The sequence below is a fragment of the Janthinobacterium sp. PC23-8 genome, from assembly GCF_002250505.1.
Lineage (GTDB): Bacteria > Pseudomonadota > Gammaproteobacteria > Burkholderiales > Burkholderiaceae_D > Janthinobacterium.
Map to the genome: position 1 here is coordinate 215,549 of NZ_NJGY01000004.1, position 25,660 is coordinate 241,208.

General features: G+C 60.1%; 20 protein-coding genes and 1 other RNA gene. 8 read left to right on the forward strand and 13 right to left on the reverse strand.

Features of this window, described 5'->3' with window-relative positions; translation table 11 throughout:
- Positions 1-13 precede the first annotated feature (13 nt).
- The 6 genes from aroA to gyrA form a co-directional block, all read right to left on the reverse strand.
- Positions 14-1,375, reverse strand: a complete 1,362-nt coding sequence (gene aroA, locus CD932_RS24555; RefSeq protein WP_094445517.1) for a 3-phosphoshikimate 1-carboxyvinyltransferase — start codon at positions 1,373-1,375, stop codon at positions 14-16.
- An 18-nt stretch (positions 1,376-1,393) separates the two neighbouring features.
- Positions 1,394-2,287, reverse strand: coding sequence for a prephenate dehydrogenase/arogenate dehydrogenase family protein (locus CD932_RS24560; RefSeq protein WP_176461130.1), 894 nt, complete (start codon positions 2,285-2,287; stop codon positions 1,394-1,396).
- Entirely contained in the window at positions 2,284-3,399 is a 1,116-nt protein-coding gene (gene hisC, locus CD932_RS24565; RefSeq protein WP_094445519.1) for a histidinol-phosphate transaminase, read from the reverse strand. Before hisC ends, CD932_RS24560 begins: the two co-directional genes overlap by 4 nt.
- Positions 3,400-3,442: 43 nt before the next feature.
- Positions 3,443-4,513: a prephenate dehydratase gene (pheA, locus tag CD932_RS24570; RefSeq protein ID WP_094445520.1), complete on the reverse strand. Its 1,071-nt coding sequence runs from the start codon at positions 4,511-4,513 to the stop codon at positions 3,443-3,445.
- Positions 4,514-4,592: 79 nt separating this feature from the next.
- A complete protein-coding gene (serC, locus tag CD932_RS24575; protein WP_254926756.1) occupies positions 4,593-5,699 on the reverse strand; it encodes a 3-phosphoserine/phosphohydroxythreonine transaminase in 1,107 nt (368 codons plus the stop codon).
- Between the two features lie 127 nt (positions 5,700-5,826).
- Positions 5,827-8,514, reverse strand: a complete 2,688-nt coding sequence (gyrA, locus tag CD932_RS24580; RefSeq protein WP_094445521.1) for a DNA gyrase subunit A — start codon at positions 8,512-8,514, stop codon at positions 5,827-5,829.
- A gap of 587 nt (positions 8,515-9,101) precedes the next feature.
- Here gyrA and ompA point away from each other — a divergent pair.
- The 4 genes from ompA to ssrA all read left to right on the forward strand — a co-directional run bounded on the left by ompA (position 9,102) and on the right by ssrA (position 11,861).
- The gene (gene ompA, locus CD932_RS24585) at positions 9,102-9,812 is read left to right on the forward strand and encodes an outer membrane protein OmpA (protein WP_094445522.1); all 711 of its coding nucleotides are present in this window, start codon (positions 9,102-9,104) and stop codon (positions 9,810-9,812) included.
- Positions 9,813-9,936: 124 nt separating this feature from the next.
- On the forward strand, positions 9,937-10,632 hold the full coding sequence (gene ubiG, locus CD932_RS24590; protein WP_094445523.1) for a bifunctional 2-polyprenyl-6-hydroxyphenol methylase/3-demethylubiquinol 3-O-methyltransferase UbiG: 696 nt from the start codon (positions 9,937-9,939) through the stop codon (positions 10,630-10,632).
- Positions 10,633-10,719: 87 nt separating this feature from the next.
- On the forward strand, positions 10,720-11,418 hold the full coding sequence (locus CD932_RS24595; RefSeq protein ID WP_094445524.1) for an HAD family hydrolase: 699 nt from the start codon (positions 10,720-10,722) through the stop codon (positions 11,416-11,418).
- Between the two features lie 82 nt (positions 11,419-11,500).
- Positions 11,501-11,861, forward strand: a transfer-messenger RNA (tmRNA) gene (gene ssrA / locus CD932_RS24600).
- A gap of 491 nt (positions 11,862-12,352) precedes the next feature.
- Here the strand turns inward: ssrA and CD932_RS24605 are convergent.
- The 4 genes from CD932_RS24605 to CD932_RS24620 all read right to left on the reverse strand — a co-directional run bounded on the left by CD932_RS24605 (position 12,353) and on the right by CD932_RS24620 (position 16,553).
- Positions 12,353-13,459, reverse strand: coding sequence for a Tat pathway signal protein (locus CD932_RS24605; RefSeq protein ID WP_094445525.1), 1,107 nt, complete (start codon positions 13,457-13,459; stop codon positions 12,353-12,355).
- 274 nt (positions 13,460-13,733) lie between these two features.
- Entirely contained in the window at positions 13,734-14,768 is a 1,035-nt protein-coding gene (locus CD932_RS24610; RefSeq protein WP_094445526.1) for a nucleotidyl transferase AbiEii/AbiGii toxin family protein, read from the reverse strand.
- A 3-nt stretch (positions 14,769-14,771) separates the two neighbouring features.
- Positions 14,772-15,467, reverse strand: coding sequence for a DUF6088 family protein (locus CD932_RS24615; RefSeq protein WP_217907364.1), 696 nt, complete (start codon positions 15,465-15,467; stop codon positions 14,772-14,774).
- A 594-nt stretch (positions 15,468-16,061) separates the two neighbouring features.
- Positions 16,062-16,553 (reverse strand): hypothetical protein, encoded by a 492-nt coding sequence (locus CD932_RS24620; protein WP_094445528.1) that lies wholly within the window; start codon positions 16,551-16,553, stop codon positions 16,062-16,064.
- A 267-nt stretch (positions 16,554-16,820) separates the two neighbouring features.
- Here CD932_RS24620 and CD932_RS24625 point away from each other — a divergent pair, with 267 nt between their 5' ends.
- Entirely contained in the window at positions 16,821-17,198 is a 378-nt protein-coding gene (locus CD932_RS24625; protein ID WP_094445529.1) for a hypothetical protein, read from the forward strand.
- Positions 17,199-17,360: 162 nt separating this feature from the next.
- On the opposite strand, the gene CD932_RS24630 is transcribed toward CD932_RS24625, so the two are convergent.
- The 3 genes from CD932_RS24630 to CD932_RS24640 all read right to left on the reverse strand — a co-directional run bounded on the left by CD932_RS24630 (position 17,361) and on the right by CD932_RS24640 (position 21,153).
- Positions 17,361-19,676, reverse strand: a complete 2,316-nt coding sequence (locus CD932_RS24630) for a TonB-dependent receptor (protein ID WP_094445530.1) — start codon at positions 19,674-19,676, stop codon at positions 17,361-17,363.
- Positions 19,677-19,887: 211 nt separating this feature from the next.
- Positions 19,888-20,298, reverse strand: a complete 411-nt coding sequence (locus tag CD932_RS24635) for a DUF2946 domain-containing protein (RefSeq protein ID WP_254926757.1) — start codon at positions 20,296-20,298, stop codon at positions 19,888-19,890.
- A gap of 300 nt (positions 20,299-20,598) precedes the next feature.
- A complete protein-coding gene (locus CD932_RS24640) occupies positions 20,599-21,153 on the reverse strand; it encodes a hypothetical protein (protein WP_141213365.1) in 555 nt (184 codons plus the stop codon).
- Positions 21,154-21,454: 301 nt separating this feature from the next.
- On the opposite strand from CD932_RS24640, the gene CD932_RS24645 reads away from it, so the two are divergent.
- Genes CD932_RS24645 through CD932_RS24655 form a run of 3 tightly spaced genes read left to right on the forward strand, consistent with a single transcriptional unit; the run spans position 21,455 to position 25,654 of the window.
- Positions 21,455-23,878 (forward strand): TonB-dependent siderophore receptor, encoded by a 2,424-nt coding sequence (locus CD932_RS24645; protein ID WP_217907365.1) that lies wholly within the window; start codon positions 21,455-21,457, stop codon positions 23,876-23,878.
- A 31-nt stretch (positions 23,879-23,909) separates the two neighbouring features.
- Positions 23,910-24,827 (forward strand): homocysteine S-methyltransferase family protein, encoded by a 918-nt coding sequence (locus CD932_RS24650; protein ID WP_094445532.1) that lies wholly within the window; start codon positions 23,910-23,912, stop codon positions 24,825-24,827.
- Entirely contained in the window at positions 24,824-25,654 is an 831-nt protein-coding gene (locus tag CD932_RS24655) for a transporter substrate-binding domain-containing protein (protein WP_094445533.1), read from the forward strand. The genes CD932_RS24650 and CD932_RS24655 overlap by 4 nt, the downstream gene beginning before the upstream one ends.
- The last annotated feature ends 6 nt before the right edge of the window (positions 25,655-25,660 follow it).

The window sequence follows — 25,660 nt, forward strand, 5'->3', positions numbered from 1 at the left end:
CAGGCTTTATCAATTAAATCAGGGTGTCCCTGGCAATCCCCGCAAACGCGGCGAAATACTCGGGGAAGGTCTTGGCCACGCATTTCGGGTCATTGATGCGTATTTCGTTGCCACGGCGGGCGGCGCCGTCCAGCGAGGCGAGCGAAAAGCACATCGCCATGCGGTGGTCGTCATAGGTGTCGATGGTGGCGGCGGCGATTTCGGCCGGCGGCGTCACGCGCAGGTAGTCCGCGCCCTCCTCCACCTGCGCGCCGAGTTTACGCAATTGCGTCGCCATCGCCGACAGGCGGTCGGTCTCTTTTACGCGCCAGCTGGCGATATTGCGCAAGGTCGAGGTGCCGTCCGCATACAGGGCGGCCACCGCGATCGTCATGGCCGCGTCGGGAATATGGTTGAAGTCCATGTCGACTGCTTTCAAGGGGCCGTTCGAACGCGCCTCGATCCAGTTCTCGCCCATGGTAATGGTCGCACCCATCTGCTGCAAGGCTTCGACGAAACGCACGTCGCCCTGGATGCTGTCGCGGCCCACGCCTTCGACCCGCACCGGGCCGCCGCCTATCGCGCCGGCCGCCAGGAAGTACGACGCCGACGACGCATCGCCTTCGACGTGGATGGTGCCCGGACTCTGGTACTGCTGGCCGGGCTGCACGGTAAACGACTGCCAGCCGTCATGCTCGACCGTCACGCCGAAGCGCTGCATCAGGTTCAGGGTGATCTCGATATATGGCTTGGAGATCAGCTCGCCCGTGACATCGATGGTCACCGCATGGTCGCGCGCCATCAGCGGCGCCACCATCAAGAGGGCCGTCAGGAACTGGCTCGACACATTGCCGCGCACGGCGATGCGCTGGGCGTGAATATGGCCGCGGCGAATGCGCAGCGGCGGAAAGCCGTGCTCGCCCGTATATTCGATCTGCGTGCCGACGGCATTCAAGGCGTCGACCAGGTCGCCGATCGGCCGCTCGTGCATGCGCGACACGCCATGCAGGGTGTAGTCGCCGCCGATCACGGCCAGCGCCGCCGTCAGCGGACGGATGGCCGTACCGGCGTTGCCCATGAACAGGTCCGCTTCGTGATTCGGCAGCACGCCGCCGCAGCCTTCCACATGATGCACCTGGTGCAGCGTTGCTGCATCCGCGTTCAGGTCGATTTCATCCTGGGTCCATTTGACGCCCAGGGAAGTGAGGGCCGTGAGCATGACGAAGGTGTCGTCCGAGGCCAGCAGGTCGACAATTTTCGTCGTGCCCCTGGCCAGTGCAGCGAGCAGCAGCACGCGGTTGGAGATGCTTTTCGAGCCGGGCAAGCGCACCGTGCCTTCGGCATGCAGCACGGGTTTCAGATCGATATGGTGGGGGTAGTGTTTGCTCTGGGTCATGCTCAATCCTTCGGTATTTTATGATTTGGGCGCAGGCGGTTCTGCGGTCTCGATCGCCTCGATCCATTGCTGGCGCGCCTGCTGGGCGTTGGCGTAGACGGCTTCGATCGCGCGGCCGTCATGGGCCGCCAGGTGCGCGCGCAAAGTGCTCAGCTGCGCCAGGTAGGCGTCCAGCTCGGCCAGCAGCGCCGGCTGGTTGGCCAGGCTGATATCGCGCCACATTTCGGGCGACGAGCCGGCGATGCGCGTAAAGTCGCGAAAACCGCTGGCCGCGTACTGGAACAGCAAGCCCGCATGCGGCTTGTTGGCGATATCGTCGACCAGCGCAAAGGCCAGCAGATGCGGCAGATGGCTGACGGCGGCAAATACCCTGTCGTGCTCTTCGGGACTCAAGGCATGCAATACGGCGCCGCAGGCGCGCCAGGCGCCGGCCACCGTCTCCACGTCGGCTGCCGTGTTTTCCGCCAGGGGCGTGAGCACCACCTTCTTGCCCTGGTACAGGTCGACAATGGCGGCGTCGGGTCCATTGGTTTCGCGGCCCGCGATCGGGTGGCCGGGCACGAACTGCGCCACCTTGTCCTTCAGCGCCACGCGCGCCGCCGCCACCACATCGCTCTTGGTGCTGCCGGCGTCGGTGACGACGGTAGCAGCTTGCAAATGCGGCGCAAGCAACGCCAGGATGGCGCCGGTCTGCGCCACGGGCGCGGCCAGCAGCACCAGGTCGGCGCCGTTCAGGGCTTGCGCCATGTCGCCGCCGATCTGGTCGATGATGCCCAATTCGAGCGCGCGCACCAGCGATGCCTGCGAGCGGCCCATGCCGACCACGGTATTCACCGCACCCGCATGCTTCAGGGCCCGCGCGAACGAGCCGCCGATCAGGCCGACGCCGAAGATAACAACCTTGTTCATCATTCGACTGAAGCCAGCGCTTTTGTCAGCGCGGCGATAAAGATGGCATTTTCCTGCGGCAGGCCGATGGAAATGCGCAGCCATTGCGGCAAACCATAGCTGCCGACCGGGCGCACGATCACGCCCTGTTTCAGCAGCGCCAGGTTGACGCGCGCGCCCGCTTCATCGTCGTCACCGACCTTGACCAGCACGAAGTTGCCATGCGACGGCACGTATTCCAGGCCCAGCTTTGCAAACGCTTCGGTAAACTGCTGGTAGCCGGCGGCGTTGTTGCGCGCGCTTTTTTCCAGAAATTGCTTGTCGCTCAGGGCGGCAATCGCGGCCGCCTGCGCCATCGAATTGACATTGAACGGCTGGCGGATGCGGTTCATCAGGTCCGTCAATGCCGGCTGGGCGATGGCAAAGCCGATGCGCAGGCCGGCCAGGCCGTAGGCCTTGGACAAGGTGCGCGAGACCACCAGGTTCGGGTACTGGCGCACCCAGGCGGTCGACTCGTACTGCTCTTCGGCGGACAAAAATTCGTTGTAGGCTTCGTCCAGCACCACCACCACGTGCTGCGGCACTTTGCGCAAAAACGCTTCGATCTGCGCGGCGGTGAGGAAGGTGCCGGTCGGGTTGTTCGGGTTGGCGATAAACAGCAATCGCGTGTCGTCGCCAATGGCGGCGGCCATCGCGTCGAGATCATGGCCGTAGTCCTGCGCCGGCACCACGATATGGCGCGCGCCCAGGCCTTGCGTGGCCAGTGCGTAGACGGCAAACGAATACTGCGAATAGACCACGGCCTGGCCGTGCTGCACGAAGGCGTGGGCGGCGATTTCGAGGATATCGTTGCTGCCGTTGCCCAGCGTGATCCAGTCGGCCGGCACGTCGTAGCGCTGCGACAGCACGGCTTTCAAATCGAAACCGTTGGCGTCCGGGTAGCGGCCCAGGTCATCGATGGCGGCGATCATCGCCTGCTTGGCCGAGTCCGGCATGCCGAAAGGGTTTTCATTCGACGCCAGCTTGACGATGGAGGCCTCGTCCAGGCCGAATTCGCGCGCGACTTCCGCGATCGGTTTGCCGCTCTGGTAAGGAGCGATGGCGCGGACGTATTCAGGACCGATATTTTTAGACATGGTGTGCTTTACAGAGATAGGTAATAAAGGAAAGGCGGCGGCTTTACAGGCTGACGGGATACGACCCCAGCACCTTGAAGAACGCCGCATTGCCCTGCAGTTCGGCGAGCGCCTGCGCCACGGCGGGGTTGTGCGCGTGGCCTTCCACATCGACATAGAAATAATACTCCCAGCTGCCCATGCGGGCCGGGCGCGACTCGAAGCGCGTCATCGACACGCCATGTTTGGCCAATGGCGCGAGCAGCTGGTAGACGGCGCCGGCCTTGTTCGGCACGGCCAGCACCAGCGAGGTTTGATCCTTGCCCGACGGCGCCGTCTGCAAGGTGCCCACCACGGCAAAGCGGGTGCGGTTGTGCGGATCGTCCTGGATATGGCCCTTGACCACGCCCAGCTTGTACTGGGCGCCGGCCAGTTCGCTGGCAATCGCGGCTACCGTGCCGTCTTCGCCGGCCAGGCGCGCCGCTTCCGCGTTCGAGGCCACGGCATGGCGCGCAATGTGCGGATAGTGCTGGTTCAGCCATACCTGGCACTGCGCCAGCGCCTGCGAGTGGGCGCAGATCGACGTCACGCCGTCCATATTGCCGCTTTTCGTCATCAGGCTGTGGTGCACGGCGATCGCCACTTCGCCGGAAATGATCAGGCTTGTTTGCAGCATCATGTCCAGCGTGCGGTTGACGGCGCCTTCCGAGGAATTCTCGATCGGCACCACGCCAAAGTCCGCCGTGCCCGCTTCGGCCGAGCGGAACACTTCATCGATGGACGCGCACGGCAGGCCTTCGACGGCGCTGCCGAACTGCTGGTACACGGCCTGTTCGCTGAAGGTACCGGCCGGGCCCAGGTAGGCCACGGTGACGCGTTTTTCCAGCGAGCGGCAGGACGACATGATTTCGCGGAAGATGGTCTGCACTTCGCGGTTGCCCATCGGGCCTGGGTTGCGCTCGGCCACGCCGCGCAGCACCTGCGCTTCGCGCTCGGGGCGGAACACGGGCGCCTGGGTTTCGGCTTTCACGTGGCCCACTTCCTGGGCGATCAGCGCGCGGCGGTTCAGCAGGTCGAGGATTTGCGCGTCGATTGCATCGATCTGTTCGCGCAAGGGTTTCAATTTATCGGTCATGGTCTTGTTTCGTCAGCGGTACTTCAATCATGGCCGCGCGGCCTGCGCCGGCGGCGCGCCGGCGCTCGTCGAGGCAACGTCAGCGTCCGGCAAACTCGTTCAAGTAATTCACTAGCGCTTGCACGCCTTCGATCGGCATCGCGTTATAGATCGATGCGCGCATGCCGCCGACGGACTTGTGGCCCTTCAGTTGCAGCAGGCCGCGCTGTTTGGCGCCGGCCAGGAAGGCTTCGTTCAGGCTTTCGTCGCGCAGATAGAACGGGATCGTCATGCGCGAACGGTATGGTGGGGCGACACGGTTCTGGTAGAAGTCGTCCGCGTCCAGCGCCGCGTATAGCAGCGCCGCTTTCTCAATATTACGCTGTTCCATGGCCGCCACGCCACCCTGGCGTTTGAGCCACTGGAAAACCAGGCCGGCGATATAGATGCCATAGGTGGGCGGCGTGTTGTACATGGACTCGTGCTCGGCCACGTTGGCCCAGTCGAAGGCCGACGGGCAAATCGGCAGCGCATGGCCCAGGAGGTCTTCGCGCACGATCACCACCGTCAGGCCGGCCGGGCCGATATTTTTTTGCGCGCCGCCGAAGATCACGCCGTATTGCGACACGTCGACCACGCGCGACAAAATGTGCGAGGACATGTCGGCCACGATGGTGGTGCCCTTCGGTACCTGCGGCGCCTGCTGGAACTCCACGCCGTCGATGGTCTCGTTGGTGCAGACATGCAGATAGGCCGCGCCTGGCGTCAGCTGCCACTCGCTGACCGGCGGCACGCCGGCAAAACCGCTGGCCTGCGACGAGGCGGCCACATTCACGCTGGCGTATTTCGCCGCCTCCTTGATCGACTTGCCCGACCACGAGCCGGTATGCACGAAGTCGATGGTGGCCGGCTGCGCGGCCGCCAGGCCCACCAGGTTCATCGGGATAATCGCGTTCTCGCCCAGGCCGCCGCCCTGCAGGAACAGGATCTTGTAATTGCTTGGCACGGCCAGCAGTTCGCGCAGGTCGGCCACGGCCTCTTTGTAGATGGAAATGAATTCGGGGCCGCGGTGGCTCATTTCCATTACCGACATGCCGCTGCCATGCCAGTCCAGCATGTCAAAGGCGGCTTGCGCCAGCACTTCCTTGGGCAGCACGGCCGGGCCGGCGGAAAAATTATAAATCGGGTTGACGACTGGATCGGTCACGATGCATTCCTAATCAGTGATTGCGGCGGCGTGGCCGCCGCAGGACTTGTTCATGGCATTCGGTATTGTGCAGCGGTAAAAAGCGCGCGCCATAGCAATTGGGGCTCCCGAAAGAGCCCCAATCATCTTACTCCGGCTGCGCCGGGTCCGTCTCGTCGCTCGCCGGGTCGGCCGGATCGACGCTCGCCACTGGCGCAGCAGCGGCCTCGGTCGTCAGCTCGACTTCGTCGATATCGGTTTCGACCACGCGTTGCAGGCCGGACAGCTTGGTGCCGTCTTCCACCGCGATCAGGGTCACGCCTTGCGTGGCGCGGCCCATTTCGCGGATCTCCGACACGCGGGTGCGGATCAGCACGCCGCCGGTGGTGATCAGCATGATTTCGTCCGTCGTGTTGACCAGGGTGGCGGCCACCACTTTACCGTTGCGCTCGCTGGTCTGGATGGCGATCATGCCTTTCGTGCCACGGCCATGGCGCGTGTACTCGAGGATAGGCGTACGCTTGCCGTAACCGTTTTCGGTGGCCGTCAGCACCGACTGCTGCTCGTTCTCGGCCACCAGCAGCGCGATCACGTGCTGGCCTTCTTCCAGGTTCATGCCGCGCACGCCGCGCGCCGTGCGGCCCATCGGACGCACATCGTTTTCGTCAAAGCGCACCGCCTTGCCGGAGTCCGAGAACAGCATCACGTCGTGCTTGCCGTCGGTCAGCGCCGCGCCGATCAGGAAGTCGCCGTCGTCCAGGTCGACCGCGATGATGCCGGCCTTGCGTGGATTGCTGAAGTCCTTCAGCGGCGTTTTCTTGACCGTGCCCAGGCTGGTCGACATGAACACATAGTGGTCTTCCGGGAACGTGCGGTTCTCGCCCGACAGCGGCAGGATCACGGTGATCTTTTCGTTGTCCTGCAGCGGGAACATGTTGACGATAGGTTTGCCGCGCGAATTGCGCGAGCCTTGCGGCACTTCCCACACCTTCAGCCAGTACATGCGGCCACGGTCCGAGAAGCACAAAATGTAGTCGTGCGTGTTGGCGATAAACAGCTGGTCGATCCAGTCTTCCTCTTTGGTCGCCATCGCCTGCTTGCCGCGTCCGCCGCGCTTCTGCGCGCGGTACTCGGAAATCGGCTGCGCCTTCATGTAGCCGGTGTGCGACAAGGTCACCACCATGTCTTGCGGGGTGATCAGGTCTTCGGTTTCCAGGTCGGTCGCATTGAGCTCGATCTGCGAGCGGCGCACGTCCTTCTTGCCGGCGCCGTATTCGTTCATCGCCAGCGTCATTTCGTCGGTGATGATGACGGTCACGCGCTCCGGTTTGGCCAGGATGTCGAGCAGGTCGGCGATATGCTCCATCACTTCCTTGTACTCGTTGACGATCTTGTCCTGCTCCAGACCGGTCAGGCGCTGCAGGCGCATCTGCAAAATCTCTTGCGCCTGGTCGTCCGACAGCTTGTACAAACCATCGGCCTGCATGCCGTAGTGCTTCGGCAGGTTTTCCGGACGATACGCGTCCACGCCACCCGGGGTATTGCCGTCGCCGGTACGCGCCAGCATCTCGCGCACCACCGACGAATCCCATGGGCGCGCCATCAGCTCGACCTTGGCGATCGGCGGCGTTGGCGCGGCCTTGATGATGGCGATGAAGTCATCGATATTGGCCAGCGCGACGGCCAGGCCTTCCAATACGTGGCCGCGTTCGCGCGCCTTGCGCAGTTCGAACACGGTGCGGCGCGTGACCACTTCGCGGCGGTGCGACAGGAAGCACTGCAGCATCTGCTTCAGGTTCAGCAGCTTGGGCTGTCCATCGACCAGGGCCACCATGTTCATGCCGAAGGTGTCCTGCAACTGGGTCTGCTTGTACAGATTGTTGAGCACCACTTCGGGCACTTCGCCGCGTTTCAATTCGATCACCACGCGCATGCCCGATTTGTCGGACTCGTCGCGGATATCGGAAATGCCGTCGAGCTTTTTGTCGCGCACGTTTTCGGCGATGCGTTCCAACAAGGATTTTTTATTGACCTGGAATGGCAGTTCGTCGACGATGATGGCGATACGCCCGCCATCCTTGCCGTATTCCTCGAAGTGGGTCTTGGCGCGCATCACTACGCGGCCACGGCCGGTGCGGTAGCCGTCGCGCACGCCCGAGACGCCATAGATGATGCCGGCCGTCGGGAAGTCCGGCGCCGGGATCAGTTCGATCAGCTCGTCGATGGTGCAGTCGGGATTGCGCAGCACATGCAGCGCGCCGTTGATCACTTCGGTGATGTTGTGCGGCGGGATATTCGTCGCCATGCCGACCGCGATACCGGACGAGCCGTTGATCAGCAGGTTGGGGATACGCGTCGGCAGCACCGACGGCTCCTTTTCCTTGCCATCGTAGTTGGGTACGAAGTCGACGGTGTCCTTGTCGATATCGGCCAGCAGTTCGCCGGCAATCTTGTCGAGGCGGCACTCGGTGTAACGCATCGCTGCGGCGGCGTCGCCGTCGACGGAGCCGAAGTTGCCCTGGCCATCGACGAGCATGTAGCGCAGCGAAAAATCTTGCGCCATGCGCACCAAGGTGTCGTAGATCGACGCATCGCCGTGGGGATGGTACTTACCCATGGTTTCGCCGACCACGCGGGCGCACTTGACGTAAGGGCGATTCCACACGTTGTTCATTTCATGCATCGCGAACAGGACGCGGCGGTGCACTGGCTTCAAGCCGTCACGCGCGTCAGGCAAGGCGCGACCGACGATCACGCTCATGGCGTAATCGAGGTAGCTCTTGCGCATCTCTTCTTCGAGGGAAATAGGAATTGTTTCTTTTGCGAATTGATCCATTGGCGGTTCGACTGATCTCAGGCTGTGGTTAACTTATCTGCTACGCAATGTAATGACGCAATACTGCATATCCTAGGCGGCTGTCGTCGTGGAGTGGCTGGCAAAAGGGGCAGGACGGTTGCAGGAGTGCAGCGCCGCCATGGGCTTTTTGTCAGGCACGCCCAACAGTCAAGCGCACGATTTTAGCATGCGCGCCCTGCCGCAAGTGCAAAATGCCCGGCGTGCCGAAACACAAGACGCGCCGGTGGCGCACCGACGCTGTGCATAACTGCTTGGCAATAGTGCATAATGGCAATATCAGTTCAAGCCCCCTGCCCGAAAAGCAGGCACCAAATGTAACCAGATGTCACGGGCGCGTCATAATTGGGCATTTTCGTTGCGTAGTTACAACGTGCAGTCTAAAATCGCGGAAGCTTTGATTTGCCCACGGTCGTGCGCTACGGATGCGTGTGGCAAAATGAAGCAGAAGTTAATTGCTAGTTTCGCAATCTGATCGAGCGTTATGGTCTACATGATAAAATCCGGGCACGTAAGACCAGTAGCGCCGTGTTGTTCTGCGGATATCACCCCCCCGAAAGGAAAAAAGAATGAATAAATTTGTAACGCTGTTTTTCGCTGCATCCGCAGTGATTGCTGGCTCGGCTTCGGCTCAAACCCCAACCTCGCCACCATTCGCTCCAGTGACCACCGACATCAAGGCACCAACGCCGAAGAGCGCGTATGTGCAAGATGCCCGCGGCGTAATCGTGCGTGACCCATTCGGCCTGTGCTGGCGTACTGGCTACTGGACACCTGCTGACGCGGTGCCAGGTTGCGACGTGCCACTGTGCGTAGAACCAGAAACCCTGCAAAACGGCAAATGCGTGGCGCCTCCTGCACCAGTTGCACCAGCACCTGCTCCAGCACCAGCACCAGTCGTTGTGCCAGTACCAGTAGCACCTACCTCGGAAAAAGTCAGCTTCGCCGCTGATGCCTTCTTCGACTTCGACAAAGCCACCCTGAAACCAGAAGGCAAGTCGAAACTGGATCAGTTGACCACCCAACTGGGCGGCATCAACCTGGAAGTCATCATCGCTGTGGGTCATACCGACTCCGTCGGCACCGATGCCTACAACCAGAAACTGTCGGTACGTCGTGCTGATGCTGTCAAAGCCTACCTGGTCTCCAAAGGCGTTGAAAGCAACCGCGTGTACACCGAAGGCAAAGGCGAGAAACAGCCAGTTGCTGACAACAAAACCGCCGAAGGCCGTGCGAAAAACCGTCGCGTGGAAATCGAAGTTGTTGGTACCCGCAAGTAATTGCGCCAACGGCTGCGCCTGATCTGTCCCTCGGATCAAGCGCAAGCGATAAAAACCCCGCTACGGCGGGGTTTTTTTTCGTCCGTGGCTGCCGGTTTTTGAAAATGCCGCTATCATTCCATCCATGAACGCCGACCCTCTAGAAATCCAAAAATTCAGTGAGCTGGCCCACCGCTGGTGGGACCCCACTTCCGAGTTTCGTCCGCTGCACGAAATTAACCCCCTGCGCCTGGAATGGATCAACGCGAAAGTGCCGCTGGCTGGCAAGCGCGTGATCGACATCGGCTGCGGCGGCGGCATTCTGGCCGAATCGATGGCCCGCAAAGGCGCCGACGTGACGGGCATCGACCTGTCCGAAAAAGCCCTGAAGGTAGCCGACCTGCACAGCCTGGAGTCCGGCGTGAACGTGCGCTACAAGCTGATCGCCGCCGAAGCCATGGCCGCCGAAGAAGCGGGCCAGTACGACGTGGTGACCTGCATGGAAATGCTCGAGCACGTGCCCGACCCGGCCGCCATCGTGCAGGCCTGCGCCGCGCTGGTCAAACCGGGCGGTCACGTCTTCATGTCGACCCTGAACCGCAACCCGAAAGCCTATCTGTTCGCCGTCCTGGGCGCCGAATACGTGCTGCGTTTGCTGCCAAAAGGCACGCACGACTACGACAAATTCATCACCCCGGCCGAACTGTCGCAATTTGCGCGCAGCGCCGGCCTCGATCTCCACGGCATGCGCGGCATGGGCTACAACCCCCTGACCAAGATTTATTCGCTGAACAACGACACCAGCGTGAACTATCTGGTGGCCTGCACCCGGCCCCTGTAACTCAAAAGCAACACCCCAGGCGGCCGCGGCCGCCATTTTTCATCTTTTACTCATTTTTTACTCACCTTTACCGCCCCTGCGCCCGCCATGACCACCGACCACCTGCCAGCCCCGCGCGCCATCCTGTTCGACCTCGACGGCACCCTGGCCGACACCGCCCCCGACCTGGCGGCCGCCATCAACCTGATGCGCATCCGCGCCGGCCTCGCGCCCACGCCCTACGAGGTACTGCGCCCGACCGCCTCGTCCGGCGCACGCGGCATGATAGGCGCGTCCTACGGTATAGGCCCCGGCGAAAGCGGCTACGAGCCCCTGAAAAACGGCTTCCTCGACAACTACGAAGCCGCCCTCGCCGTGGAAAGCCGTCTGTTCGACGGCATCCCTGCCATGCTGGACGGCTTGACGACCCTCGGCCTGCCATGGGGCGTGGTCACCAACAAGGCCGCCCGCTTCACCGAACCGCTGGTGGGCCAGATTGGCCTGGCCGCCGCCGGCTGCGTGATCTCGGGCGACACCATGCCGCACCCGAAACCCCACCCCGCCCCCCTGCTGGAAGCGGCCCGCCGGCTGAACCTGGCCCCCGAGCAATGCTGGTACGTCGGCGACGACCTGCGCGACATCCAGGCCGGCCGCGCCGCCGGCATGCGCACCATCGCCTGCGCCTGGGGCTACTGCGGCCCGGTCGAGCCGCTGTCATGGAATGCCGATCATTTGCTGGAGACGCCGGCGGCGTTGCTGGAGCTGGTGAGTGCGGTGGTGGTGGCAGAGCGAGCCCCGGCGGCTTGAGCCGGCATCTTCTTGCGTTGCGTTCAATACAGTGAATGCACGATGCATGATCCCGAAGTTTGCGCTACAATGAAGGTTCTGTGGGGACGACCTGGTTTCGACGTGGGTTGCAAAGCAGCGCAGGGCATACCGAGGGCGGGCTACCTCGTAAATACAACCTGAAAAAACTTAACTGCAAACGATAACTCGTACGCACTGGCAGCTTAATCGCTGTTAGCTCTAGAACACCTCGTCCCTGGGGTGGGCCGTCAAAAGCTCTAGAGTCATTTACAGGGACTCGTCTGATGCTGGGTTACTTAGCATTCGACTAAATAATAGGTAACTCGCTTGTACACAGCGTGCACGTCCGCGTTGTACCGGTTAAATTAAATGGCAGTGCTAAGTATGTAGAACTGTCTGTAGAGTGCTTGCGGACGCGGGTTCGATTCCCGCCGTCTCCACCACTGGATAAAAAACAAAGGCCCCCGAGCGCAAGCGACGGGGCTTTTGTTTTTTATCCAAAGACGAAACAGCCGGAACCGAATCCGCGTCCGGCACGGACGCGGGGCGTAGCGGGGAATTCGCCCCGCATGCGGGGCGCCCGCGCAGCGACGTTGCGCTGCAGCGCAACGGCTCCCCGATTCTTCTGACCAGGGAAGCGCCATCGGCGCTTCTGCCCTTGTCTCCACCACTGGATACAAAACAAAGGCCCCCGAGCGCAAGCGACGGGGCTTTTGTTTTTTATCCAAAGACGAAACAGCCGGAACCGAATCCGCGTCCGGCACGGACGCGGGGCGTAGCGGGGAATTCGCCCCGCATGCGGGGCGCCCGCGCAGCGACGTTGCGCTGCAGCGCAACGGCTCCCCGATTCTTCTGACCAGGTTTTAGGTGTGCAGGCTAAGCCCCCAAACCAATACCGCTCAGGCCGTGTTTGAATGGCGGACCTGACCCCGGCTCACGCGAGTACCGCCTGTACCGGTCGTCGCAGTGACGACGGTAGTTTGGGGCCTCGGCCGAACCTGACGACAAGATCGGGCCTGCGCTTTCCGATACCCAGAAAATCGGCAAACTGCGGCCGCAGCGTCGATACCTCCACGGGTTGATTAAGCATCGCATTGCGAATACCCAACGCAGCCGACTGTAGCGCGAAACGTTCGTAGCAACGTCCCACTTCAACCCACTGGGCCGGAACTGGGGTGTCCGAGACGAATATCGCGATGCCGGCCGAACTTCGCACGTATTTCGCGTACTTGTCGTTTTCGTTCTTCGGACTAAAGAACAAGCTGAAAAGCAGGCTGCCCAGCCATGTTGGCGCAGACGGGTTACCGGACGATGCGGCATATAGCCCATCTCCGGCTCGAACCGCCTCGTCGCCACTGAAGCGTATCCATTTCTTCAATTCATCGACGAAGGCGGGATCGTTCATCTGGACTGTGTTGCCTTGAACGACATACTCAAGGACCGTCTCCATGGCTTTGCGTTCGGTCAGGACAATCACCTGAACGCCATTGCCGGTACCGGCCTGCTCCAGCAGCTCAAGTTCATGCCGGTCGAGGGCTTGCCCGTCATACTCGCCGCGTGTGCTCTGGCGCTCGGGGATCGCCTGAAACAGCGATGATGCGATGGGTTTTGTCGGCTCAAAAGCCACACGCAGTGCATTGCCCGCTGCGGCGTCGAAGCCAGAGTGTCCCATCAGCCCATTGGCCAAAGCTGCCTGATACAGGTTCTCGGCGGCGCACCCGAGGGAGACGAAAAGGTGGTGATCATCCGGGTCGACCGCGGGGCACCGGCGCGACAGGTCCGGCAGTATCGAAATGGCGCCATCTTCAAGGTGGAATTTCCAGCATTGAGTGTTATGGCTTGACGGTGCCAAAGTCGCGTAGCGCACAAGTTCATGTTGAAGAGCGGTCTTGTCGCCGACGGCAACCTTGCCGTGACGCCATGTGCGATCCGTCACAGTTTCGTAACTGTCTGCACTGGATCCCGACGAGCAGGATGGCAAGCCTGCCATTGCGCCGGCGGCGGCCAGCGCGGTACCAACGAATTTTCTTCGAGAAGTCATGGCCCAACTTCCTTGTCAGAAAGCCCAGTTGTGCTTAAAAGGCCTTGGGGTCCGTGTAACAGATGATATTGATGACGCGAGGAAAGCTGTTCTTTGTCCATGGCTGTCAGTCACTTGGAATTATTGCTGTCATTATAACGCTCCAATATGCCGATCACCCTTAAATTGTTTCCTGGGCCGGGCGACGGTTACCCGAGAAATGGGGCCACGAACGGCCGCTTTCCGGCGATGGCCCGAAGGTCCGCTGGTGGCCGAACACGGCCGTTAGACACCATTACTCTTTGTTCTGCGATCTACGTATCGCATCTTCGAATTGACCGATAAATTCGAGCACCGCATCAAAATCCGGCGGCGCGTCCGTAAACATTTCCGCCTGCATCGCCACGTAATCCTGCCGCCAGCTTTGTTCTTGATTTGGCAATGGTAACAGACGTAAAGTTTCCGGCGCCATTGCCTGGTAGTCGATACAGCTCTGTGCAAAAAAGACACTTCGATGCGCCAATACATTTTTGAACAGATCGCTGTCCTCGACGGCCTTGGCCGCAATACCGCTCTGTATCAAGCGGTACAGGTCGTAGTAATGCCTCGCCATCCTCGCGCGTCTTTGCTTGTCCGCTGGCCTGTACGTTTCCTCATGCAACAGCATGGCCTTTTCCCAGAAAGTCCTCTCTGGGGCCAAAGCATGGACGATCGTTTCTGGCCGGGTGAACAGCTGGGGGAAAACCTCGGCGATGACAGGATGCACTAAGCGCTCATGCGCGGGCCAGGGATCAGATCGCGCGCCGAACTCAATCTTGACGATCGGACGTACATAACGCGCCTGCTCTGCGCCGAAGTGAGTCGGGTACAGGAAGAGCAGCGTCTGGCCGTCAGGATCATCGCCGTCCAAGGTAAGTTGCCAACCATCTGCGCCGAGTTGAGCAATAAAGCAATCGCTCAACCCAGGCAGCAATGTGTTCCTCACGAACGTCCCGCATGCGTCACGTAGCGCCTTGAGCCGTTTCGCTTGCTGCTTTGCGCTTGGTGCCCGCTCAGGGCTATTGTCGCCGCCAAAACCGAGGGCATCGCGCCCAATGGTTAAATCGACATCCTCGGAGAATCTGTCGATCAGCCCCCATGCCTTTGACAGCGATGTTCCGCCCTTGAAGGTCAAATGGCCCTTGAGCTCGGGCAGCGCAAATAACTGTTCCAAAGTCCAGCATACCCAGAAGTCCTTTTCCGCGCTGGAGGCCACCCAGCCGTTGCGGGCTGCAGTCTGCTCGATGGCCAGCTTCTGGTCTTCCCTGGATAATTTCAAAAACTCTTGCATGGCTCAACCCTTGTCTTGCGCTATCCGCCGCATGACATCTGCAATCCATACCGGGGCCAGTGACGCATCGGCCAGCAGCACGGCCTTGTCTTCGGCGGTCAACTTGGCTCTGAGCGTGGCGACAACCTGGTCATCGATATGCGCCTGCTTGAAATGTCGCAATGCCTGGATCACCAGACCGCTGATGCGTCCGGCGGTCGCCATATTGCGAGGCGTAGTGTGCTTCAACAGAATGCTCTGATTGCCGATATGGACTGTACGCGATACGCCATCGGTCAGGAAGGCCAGCTTCATCGGCACTTGCTCCGTGAGCCCGAGTAGATTGGCGGCGTAAGCCCCTGATGGTTGCAGGCGCAAGCTCCCTTTGCCTGCAATCGCCTTGGCGATATCGTCGGCGGACGGTAATAGCGGTCCCAGAATCGCGTGCGTGCGCGGGACATCGTACAGTCCTCGGGCGACTCTTCGAAGTGCCCCAGTGGACGTTAAACGCGATAGCACCTTATCGACGGCCGCACGGCTACCCAAGTGGAGAAAATCCACGGGGCTAAAAACTTTCCTCGGCTCGCTCGCAGCCAGTTTGGCGCGGATAGCCGCGTCCACGCTGCCGTGGGACGGTGGCGTTTGCTGAGTAGGTTGGCTTTTGCCGGAGGAGGGGGAAGTGGTGCGCATGTCAGAAAATATAGCACGTTTTTCTGACAATACAATCGTGAAATGTGGATTTATAAGGCTTTAGCAAACGCAGCGAGGATGGCCCCGCCGGGCAAGCCGGTTTGAGCGAAGCGAAAACATGGTTTGCTCCTCACCGGCGAGCTGACTGTCGCCCCCACCGTAGCCTGTATGCGTCGGCCTGCGCCGCTGGGCAACCCTGCACCGCCACGCCAATCAGCGGCTATTGCGTGAGCTGGACTATGCATAGCCAGCGCTCTACGGCATACGCGCTGCACTGGGGGCGTTTTCAGGGTAACTGGGCTGGCCAATGACGCCGCTTTTCACGCTTTCCGCTATGGCGCCACTTGGCGATTCAATTGACGCCGTCCACTGGATAAAAAAGTAAAGGCCCCCGAGCGCAAGCGACGGGGCCCTTACTTTTTTATCCAACGCGAAACAGCCGAGAACCGAATCCGCGTCCGGCACGGACGCAGGGCGTAGCGGGGAATTCGCCCCGCATGCGGGGCGCCCGCGCAGCGACGTTGCGCTGCAGCGCAACGGCTTCCCGATTCTGAGTAAGCGCAACGTCAGTCCAATCATTGACTTTTTCGCCTGCCATTAGCCTGTCGGCACACAAGCGCCAGATTATAAATCGATGATTTTCCGCAGCAGTGCCGGCGACACGCGCCATTGCTCGCCATCGCACAACAGGGAGCAGGTTTTGGTGTTGATGCGTACGATGTTGCCGACGCGTTCGCGCAGGTGCTTGTCGGTGAAGGCGACGGTATCGCCGAGTTTGAATATGGGCAAGTCCGGTGCTCGCGGCCGCAGCGGTGGCGCCGCCGGCTCGCCACGCTGCGCTGGGTCGGCCACGATGGCCACATAGGGCAGCTTCCATTGAGTACGCGTGATATCGTCCTGTACTATTGCCTGCGTCGGCAGCAACTGCAGCACGCGGCCCGGCGCGAGCGTACCGCGGCGGTGATCGAAGTACATCACGTGTGCGCCCAGATGCACATGGCGGCGCACGTCAAGAATGCGTTTCGGGTCGGTCATCATCTGGTTGATGGCCAGGCTGAGTTCGTACAAGTCAAGGCTGGGCGCGTTGCGTAGCGCGTCGAGAAGGCGCTTATCCATGGCGTCAGTGTAGCGCAAATGCCACCGTCTTATCCAACTGGCAGGCTCAGCTTGGAGCCGTCTCCGGGCTTTTCAGACCTGCCCCGCCTTTTTTTGACCACCGCCTTTTTGACACACCGCAACTGCCTGACAGGATGCCCAACAGATACTGATCATGTTTATCAGGAAGATAAACCAGCAACGCCTCGATCACACAGCTGTTCGACAGTCCACGCCATGCCCCTTGAACTCCAACCAAAAGATCATTATTGAAATCCGGGAGCATTAATGAACCTCCGTTTGCTTATCTTTGCAGCCTTCTTGCTCCACATCGTCTCCGTCATGGCGGCCGATACATCCCCACCAGGCACGTCCAAGCCCTTGCGCGGCGATTATCAAATCTATGGCGGAACCTTGTCGGAAATGCTGCCGCCCACGCCCAGCGACAAGAAGGTAGCGTTCATGGTGACGGGGCCAGCGGCGAAAGACCTGTTCCTGCAGATCGGGCCGGATGTAGCCAAGGAAAATGCCTGCAGCGAGGCAAACGACTACCGGGAGCGTCGCCGCGGGGATTTATCGTGCGTGCACATGAAAGGCGAAGGCTACAGCTGCTATTTCGGCCTCGACCTCAAGACGGGAAAAGGCATGCATGGCGCCATCTGTTAGCAACAAGCCACTCTGCCTTCTCAAACAGCGCCTCACCCGCATCGCGGAAAAAGGTGCCAAAAGCCTCAAGAACCTGCATCAGAAATCCACCTTCGCCGACAACCGCAACCGACGTCCATCCACGCGAGTAGGGGTCCGCCATTCTTCAATTCTCCGCTCCAGTTACAGGTCGAACTTCAGCTCGGCGATGAACGTACGCTGTGGGTAGGGATGGAAGTTCCAGTACTTGTAATTGTTCAGGTTGTCGATGCCCAGCGCAGCGCTCCACTGCTTGTTGAAGCGATAGGTGGCGCGCACATCCGTCGTAAAATACTTGCTGGCGCCCTGGTAGGCGAAGCCGTTCGGATCGGAATTGTCCAGCGTCGAGAACTGCGGGCCGCTGTAGCGCGCCGCCAGCGTCACGGCCAGCTGGTCGTTGACGTGGTACGACGCAACGCCGGTTGCACGCCATTCAGGGATGCGCGGCTGCCATTTTCCCACGCTGGCCGGGAACTTCTCGTTGCCGGTGATCTTCGAGTCGGTCCAGGTGGCACTGGAACCGAGATCCAGGCCGCGCAGCAGTACGTCGCTGGCCTCATAGGCGGCCTCCAGGCCCTTGGTATGGATTTCGTCGATGTTCTGGATGTTGGTCACGTTCGGTGTCACCAGCACATTGGTCTGTGAATACAGGCCATCCCTGGTGCGCTCGCCGAACGCTGTCAGACGCAGCAAGCCCTTGTTCAGCTTGCGTTCGGCCGTCAGCTCGCCCGTCCAGGATTTTTCCGGTTTCAGGTTCGGGTCGTTGTTGGTGGTCACGCCTTGGGCGTTGACACCGCCCTGGTACAGTTCGGACACGGTCGGCATGCGCACCGCGCGGCCCAGCGATGCCTTCAGCACCCAATCGTCAGATGCCTGGAAGGCCAGCGCAGCCTTGGGCGAGAAATAGTTTTCATGGCGCGAGCCCAGTGGGGCCGCGATCAAGACACTCCTGGTCGGATCGAAGTTCTTCGAGATGACCCCGTCGCGCGCGCCCCAGTGTTCGAATCGCATCCCCAGTACCGTCTTCCATCGAGGCGCGAATTTCCAGCTGTCCTGCGCATACAGGCTGTTGATCTCCGTCTTGCCGCTGAAAGCCGAATTGGGATTGCCGGCCGTGCCGTCGATCCAGTTGCCGGTGGCACTCTCGATGCTCGACAGCCTGTAGGCCTCGCGCTGGTAGCCGAATTCCGCGATATGAGCGCCGTTCATGCCGTCCGGGCGCCAGACGCCCTTGGCGGCGAAGGTATTCCAGCCCGTGCCGCCCTGGTTGACGACGCGGCCGGCACCGGCGGTCGCGGCGCCAGGCAGCGGCACGGTCGGTGCTCGCAGTTCGTCTTTATGATAATCGTACAGGCTCGCTGCCACTTCCCAGTCGAATACTCCTTTGGTGTTGCTCTTCACCGACAAACCATGCATGTAGTGTTCCAGCGCCTCGTTGGACAGATTGAAGTCAGTCGCCGCCAGGGTGTAGCTGCGTCCGCCAAGGTTGATCGCGCCGCTGTAGAGGGGCTGGCCGGCCGCGCTGGTCAAGTAGGTGGCCGGGCGGTTGACCGAGTCGTTCTTCCACCAGCCCAGCGTATAGCTGGCGCGGATCGTCGGCGTGAAGTCGTAAGCGATCTTCGCCTTAAGGTGGTCCTGGATGGTGTCGTATTGCGTGCCGGCACCCAGGATCAGCCAGTTTTTGTTGGTACGGTCAAGACCCGGCACCGATCCTGTCACCGGCACGCCGGCGCTGCTGGCGGCGGTGGCCAGCGGTTTGGTCACGAAAGTCAAAGGCTGGCCGTCGCTGTCGTTGCGGCTGACGTCCACGAACCAGGACCATTGCCCCACGTGGTCGCCAATCGAGAAACTCCCTTGCTTGCCGGCATAGTGGTCATTGGTGTTATACAGCTCGAAATGCTGGCGCGACAGCGTCAACTTGGCATGCGCTTCAAACTGAGAGGGCATGCGCGTGACATAGTCGACCACGGCGCCAACCGAGTTGCCGCCGTAAGCAGCCGAGAACGGACCGTAGAGGACATCGACGCGTTCGATCTCCTCCGGGCTCACCATGCCCCAGCGCGGCGCGAAGGTAGCGCCGTTGCCCAGGTAATTGGACAGCAAGATGCCGTCAGCGTACACCGCCGAACGGGCGCTATTGCCGGTGCCGGAGGCGCGAGTCGACAGCACGGCGTGGTTGTAGTCGCCAATGTAACGCTTGCGCACCAGCAGGCTTGGCAGGTATTTCAGCGCATCTTCGGCGTCGGTGGCGTTGATGGTGCGCTCGATGTCTTCGCGGGTGATGCCTTCGATGGTGGTCGGAATTTGAGTCGGCAGCGAAGTCGGACGGTTGCCTTGCACGATCACCGTGCCCAACGATTTGACAGCACTGTCGGCCGAGCCACTATCGTGCGCAATGGCGTTGTGGGCGAACGCGGCCGCCAAAGCGGTGATGAGCGGGGTGTAACGAAGGTTCTTCATGTAAATCCTTAAACTTGATACGGATGGTCGCAGGCCTGCGAGGGGCGCAACGGCGCGACGCAATAAAGTGGCAATCTCGGGGATGGGCGACAGCGCCCTGGGTCAAGCCCGTGGCGGCGCGCGCCATCTGGCGGCCAGCACAGGCCTCCGCCGTAGCGGAAGCGACCCGGCAATCGCACCCGCATTGCCTGCGAGCGCATTGCCTGGACGATCAGGAAATAGTGGGAGGGCCGCGCGGCTGCGCGGCGGACCAAACGAATAGCGGCGCCGGCGCCTGGTAATAGAGAGAGGGGAACAGATCGTGTCCGCCCACCGCCGCAAAGGTGATGGGTACAGGCGGCAACAAGGCGAAGCTGCCGCCGTGCGTTGCGCAATATGGGCAGTGTTCCATATTGTGCTTCACATCCTTTAGCGGCTTGTGCGAAGTATCGGCGGCGAAAGCAGGCAACTGCTTGACTCCACCTGCGCTGCATATTGCCGGCAAGGCCGAGTCGCTGCGGCTCATCGATAAAGCATGCGATATCGACGGTGCGAGCGTACTGAACAGGATGGCCAACGCGGCAATCCATGTGGTCAGTGTTCGTCGATCCAGGGCATTTGGCATGCCGCCATTATAATTCATGAACGTTTCAGGTAGAAAAGTTCAAGTGCGCACACATAGATACGCCCAGGTCGCAACGCAGCGCCCTGACACTTTCATTGGCGCAATATCAGGCCCGCTTTTGCGACAGGGACGAAGCGATGGCGCGGGCCTGTCTTTCGACCGCCTTTGGCATGTCTGACATCGCCGCCGCTTGCCACGTACCGAGCAGGACAGTCAGTCGAGCCATATCCACATTTGATAAGTCTCAGCTTGCCGCATACATGGCCAACCAGGGCCGAGGTCGTGTACAAATGGCGGACCTGACCCCGGCCACCCCATTTATGGCAATTTGCTGTTAACACATTGATCGTTGATTTGAGGAAGTTCTTCGTCCAGTGCCCATTGCACTACGTCCCTTAACAGACCCGGCGCGGCGGAAATCGGTTTTCCGTCGAGCAGTCCATAAATGCTGTCTGCTCCGGTATATACGCGGTCCAGCAGCATGGTTTCATGGGTGCCACCCTTCCTCGTAAGGTACAGTGCATACCTTGGTTCCACCATGGCGTCGTTAGTTGCCTCGCCATGCAGAGAAAATTTATCAAGAATATCGCGCAACTTTTTGTTCTTTTCCTTGTTTTCAGTGACGTGTGTGCAACCCGCTTGAAGCAAGGTCGTCTCAGTCAGCCGCACTCTGAACAACATTGAATCGGAAACATAGACAAGCTTGCTGCGGACGATTTCATCGTTAGCACTACCGGTATCCTTCAAGGCAGGCGCTGCGCCAGAAACCCCGGCAGCAGCCATTCCCACCGCAAAGACGGTGGCGCCAAAAATTCCATGAAATACCATGCGTGGCGCAGTTGGGCTAGCGGAATTACCTATTTTTGTCGACATATCACCTCCATAAACAAGTTTGAACCAATCAAAAAAATTTCATTCAACGGTACCCGCCACTCTGACCAGGTTTTGGTCGCAATCTGAGCACTAAAACCACTAATGCTCAGGCCATACCTGAACCCTCGTCGAGCGGCGGCAGGAAGGGAGCGCACATCGTTTGCCATAGATCGGTGCAGGGGAAACGTTCGCGCCGCCGTGGTCGAAGCGAACATCGCCACGTTGGGCTGATCCTGACAGGCACGATGGGTTGCGACAGCGCAATCGACACAATCGCTTGCACAATATATGAATATGCCAAATGAATCGTTGGTTTTGGCCGCTGTTGTCAATAGTATCCGTGCCTTACGCCAACTCCATCGTGCCCAAAAAAATGAAAAAAACACAACTCACACTTTCGTACCTGGTCGGGGGAATGTTGATATCGTTGGCTGCCGCAGCAGCTGAAGAGCCATCGGAGTCGCTTGACAAAGTGATCGTGACCGGCACGCGCAGCGCGGGCAAGACAGCACGCCAAAGCCTGACACCGGTTGACGTCATCTTCGATAGCGACCTCAGGGCGACCGGACAAACCAATCTGCTTGATGCCCTCAAGAGTATCTTGCCTTCCATCAATACACCTGCCGTCGGCTACGATGTGGGCGCACTGGCCCGCACATTTCAACTGCGTGGTCTGAGTCCGTCCTACACATTAATTCTGATCAACGGCAAACGGCGCCATCGCTCGGCCAGTCTGTATGCCGACTCCGATCCGGCACAGGGTTCGAACGCGGTGGATCTCGATTTCATTCCGTTAGCGGCGATAGACCACGTTGAAGTGTTACGCGATGGTGCGGCGGCGCAGTACGGTACCGATGCAATCGCCGGTGTCATCAATGTCATTCTTAAAAAGAATGCGCAAGGCGGGACGGCCTCGCTTTCCGGCGGACGCTACATCAACGGTGGCGGTGCCACGAAACAGGTCGATCTGGAGTCTGGCTACAAACTGGGGGATGACGGTTTTCTGGATCTGAGCGCGAGCTATCGTACGCACGACTTTTCCAATCGCAGCGGTGACAGCGGCGGTACGGAAACGGCCAAGGTGCAGGGCGACCCCAAGCTCGCCATGGCCACGCTGGGCTTGAATGGCGAGAAAAAAATCAGTGCCGGTGTTACCTCGTATTTCTCGGGGTTTTATGGCCATCGCAATGCCAGGGCTTACGAAAATCCCAGACAGCCGGGCGCGCTCAGCGCCGCGGTAGACACTCTTTATCCGAACGGGTTTTCGCCGATAGAACGCATTAGCGAAGACGATTTCAGTGCGACTGCCGGGTTCAAGGGAACCACCGTGGCAGGCCTGGAATGGAGTCTGTCGAGCACCTACGGCCACAACAAAGCGAAGCTGTTTAACGAAAAAACCATCAATGCAGACCTGCTCAACGATACCGCGAACAAGCAGCGTGATTTTTACGTCGGCTCATTTACGTCGTCGGAGTCAACTACCAACCTCGATTTCAAACGCACTATTTCCCTGTTCGGCCTCGCCTCGCCTTCGACGCTGGCGTATGGATTGGAACACCGGCATGAAGCTTTCCGCATTGGTGCCGGGGAAGCAAACTCTTACTATCAAGGCGGTTCTGCGGCCTTTCCGGGCTTTCGTCCATCCGATCAGGCGTCAGCCCAACGCAACGTCGAGGCGGCTTATCTCGACTTCGGTGGAAAGCTCAACGGGCAATGGGAAATCGGCGCGGCGGTGCGTGGCGAGCGCTATAACGATGTCGGTAATACACTGTCGGGGAAATTGTCGAGCCGCTACGATGTCAGCGACAAGTTCGCCATTCGCGGCGCCATCAGCAATGGCTTCCACGCGCCTACGCTGGCGCAACAATCTTACTCAGCGACAACAGTAACGACTGGCTTTGCTCAGATTCAGCTCCCCGTCAATTCGGCCGGTGCGCGCTTGCTGGGCGCTCCCGAGCTCAAACCGGAAACTTCACGTAACCTCAGCGCCGGCTTTGTCTTCGAACCGGTGCGCAACACGCATCTGACGGTGGATGCCTACCGCATCGATATCAACGGCCGCGTCATCGAGTCAGCCTCGCTGGCCGGCGCCATTGCAGCGTCGGCGATCACCGCCAACGGGGCCGTGATTCCGGCGGGGGTTCCTGCAGGCAACGTCAGCGCTGCGTTTTTCACCAACGGCGTCGATACCCGCACGCAAGGGATCGATGTCGTACTCGACTTCCGCACACGCGTCGACGAGTCAAGTTCGATCAAATGGGTCTTGAGCGAAGGATATAATCAGACCACAATTCGTAAAATTCATGCCGCGCCTGCAGCACTCGCCGCTGTCGGCTTGACTCTGGTCGATGCGGTCATCGCCTCCAACCTGACCACGGCGGCGCCACGAAACAAGGTATCGCTGGCGGGAACCTACGCGCGCGGCAACTGGGATGTGACGCTGCGCGAAACCTACTACAGCAACACCAGCCAGGTGCAAGGTTATGCGCCGGGGCCGTACTATACGATCGAATCCGCCCCCGCCTTTATTACCGATCTCAGCGTGGGCTATACGTTTGCCAGGCAAATCAAACTCAATATCGGCGCGAATAATTTATTCAACAAGTATCCAAGCAAGATCGCGCCATCGGTCTATCAGAACCTGAACTATGATCAGTATTCGCACGTTTCGCCTTTCGGCATCAATGGTGGATATTTCTATGCCAATGCGAGTATTACGTTCTGATATAGTGGCGTGAAATTTTCAGGAAAACAATATGAATTCATTAATTATTCTTGACGGCGGCACCGGGCGCGAGCTGGCCAGAATTGGCGCGCCCTTTCGTCAACCGGAATGGTCAGCCTTGTCGCTGATCGAAGCGCCGCATTTCGTCTCTCAGGTCCACCAATCGTATGTGGACGCCGGGGCCGATGCGATTACGACGAATAGCTATGCGCTGGTGCCGTTTCATCTGGGCGAGGCGCGGTTTGACGCGCAAGGCGAGTCGCTGGCAGCACTCGCCGGCCAGTTGGCCTACGATGTCAGTCGTCAGTCGGCGCGTGCCGTCGCCGTCGCCGGCTCGCTGCCACCGACTTGTGGCTCGTACCGGCCCGACCAGTTCAGCAAGGCCGAGGGCCGCCGTATTCTCGGTCCGCTGGTCAAGGCACTGCGTCCGTTTGTCGATCACTGGCAGGCGGAAACCCTGAGCGCGCTGGAAGAAGCCGAGTTGGTGCGTGAAATGGTGGGCGACGACGGCAAGCCATTATGGCTCTCGTTCACCTTGCAGGACGACGAGCTTGCGGCAGATGGCGCCCGCCTGCGCTCCGGCGAGTCGGTCGAAGATGCCGCTCGCCTGGCCATCGAACTGGGCGCGGCGGCGCTGCTGTTCAACTGCAGCCAGCCGGAGGTCATGGCGGCGGCGATTGAAGCGGCGGCGCAGGTAGTGCGCTCGAAAGGCGCAGCGCTGCGAATCGGCGTCTATGCCAATGCATTTCCGCCGCAGCCCAAGGACGCAGAAGCCAATTCCGGCCTCGATGACATTCGCGCCGATCTGACGCCACCACATTACCTGGACTGGGTGAAAACCTGGCATGCAAAAGGGGCGTCGATCATCGGTGGTTGCTGCGGTATCGGACCGGAACATATTGCCGCGATAGCACAGGCGCGACATACACTGGAAGGCAAGGCCGCATGAGCCGGCGCTGCCTGCTGGCCTCGATTTTCACATTGCTTGTTTCCGCCCTGGCAACCGATGCCGCCGCCGGCGAAACGCTGCAACGGGTGTTGACGCGGAAAACGCTGGTTGCCGTCGTCGACCCGAGTTATCCGCCTTTTTCTTTCCTCAATGACAAAAACCTGATCGATGGCTTCGATATCGACATCGCGCGCGCAGTGGCAAAAAAACTCGGCGTCAGCTTGCGCACAGAGACGCCCTCCTGGGAGATCATCGCCGCAGGTCATTGGCGCGGGCGCTGGGACGTGTGCATCTGTTCGATGACCCCGGATCAGCAAAAAGTGCGGGTACTCGATTTTGTCGCACCCTACTATGCCTCGCCTGCGGTGATTGTGACGACGGCGGTCAATAATCAAATCAACTCGCCGGGCGATCTGACCGGCAAAAAAATCGGCGTGCAACAAGGCTCCTCGTACGAACGCTATCTCCAGCACGATCTCGATCTGGGCGTGGCCGGGGGCAACAAACTGGCCTACCTGTTCAAACAAGTGCGCATTGCGCCTTACGCCAGCGAAGATATGGCTTTTCAGGATCTGGCGCTGGGCGCCGGAAAAAGAATCGATGCCATCGTTTCCAACCAGATTACGGCGAAATATCGTATGGCCAGGCTTCCCGGAAAATTTCGGATCGTTGGCCAGCCGCTGTATCAGGAACCGAACTGGGTCGCCATCGATAAAGGCGATGCGGAATGGCGACTCAAGATTGCCTCCATACTCGCCGGTTTGAAAGAGGATGGGACATTGGCGGGAATTTCGCAAAAATGGTTTGGCGTGGACGTGACTCGTTGATCAATC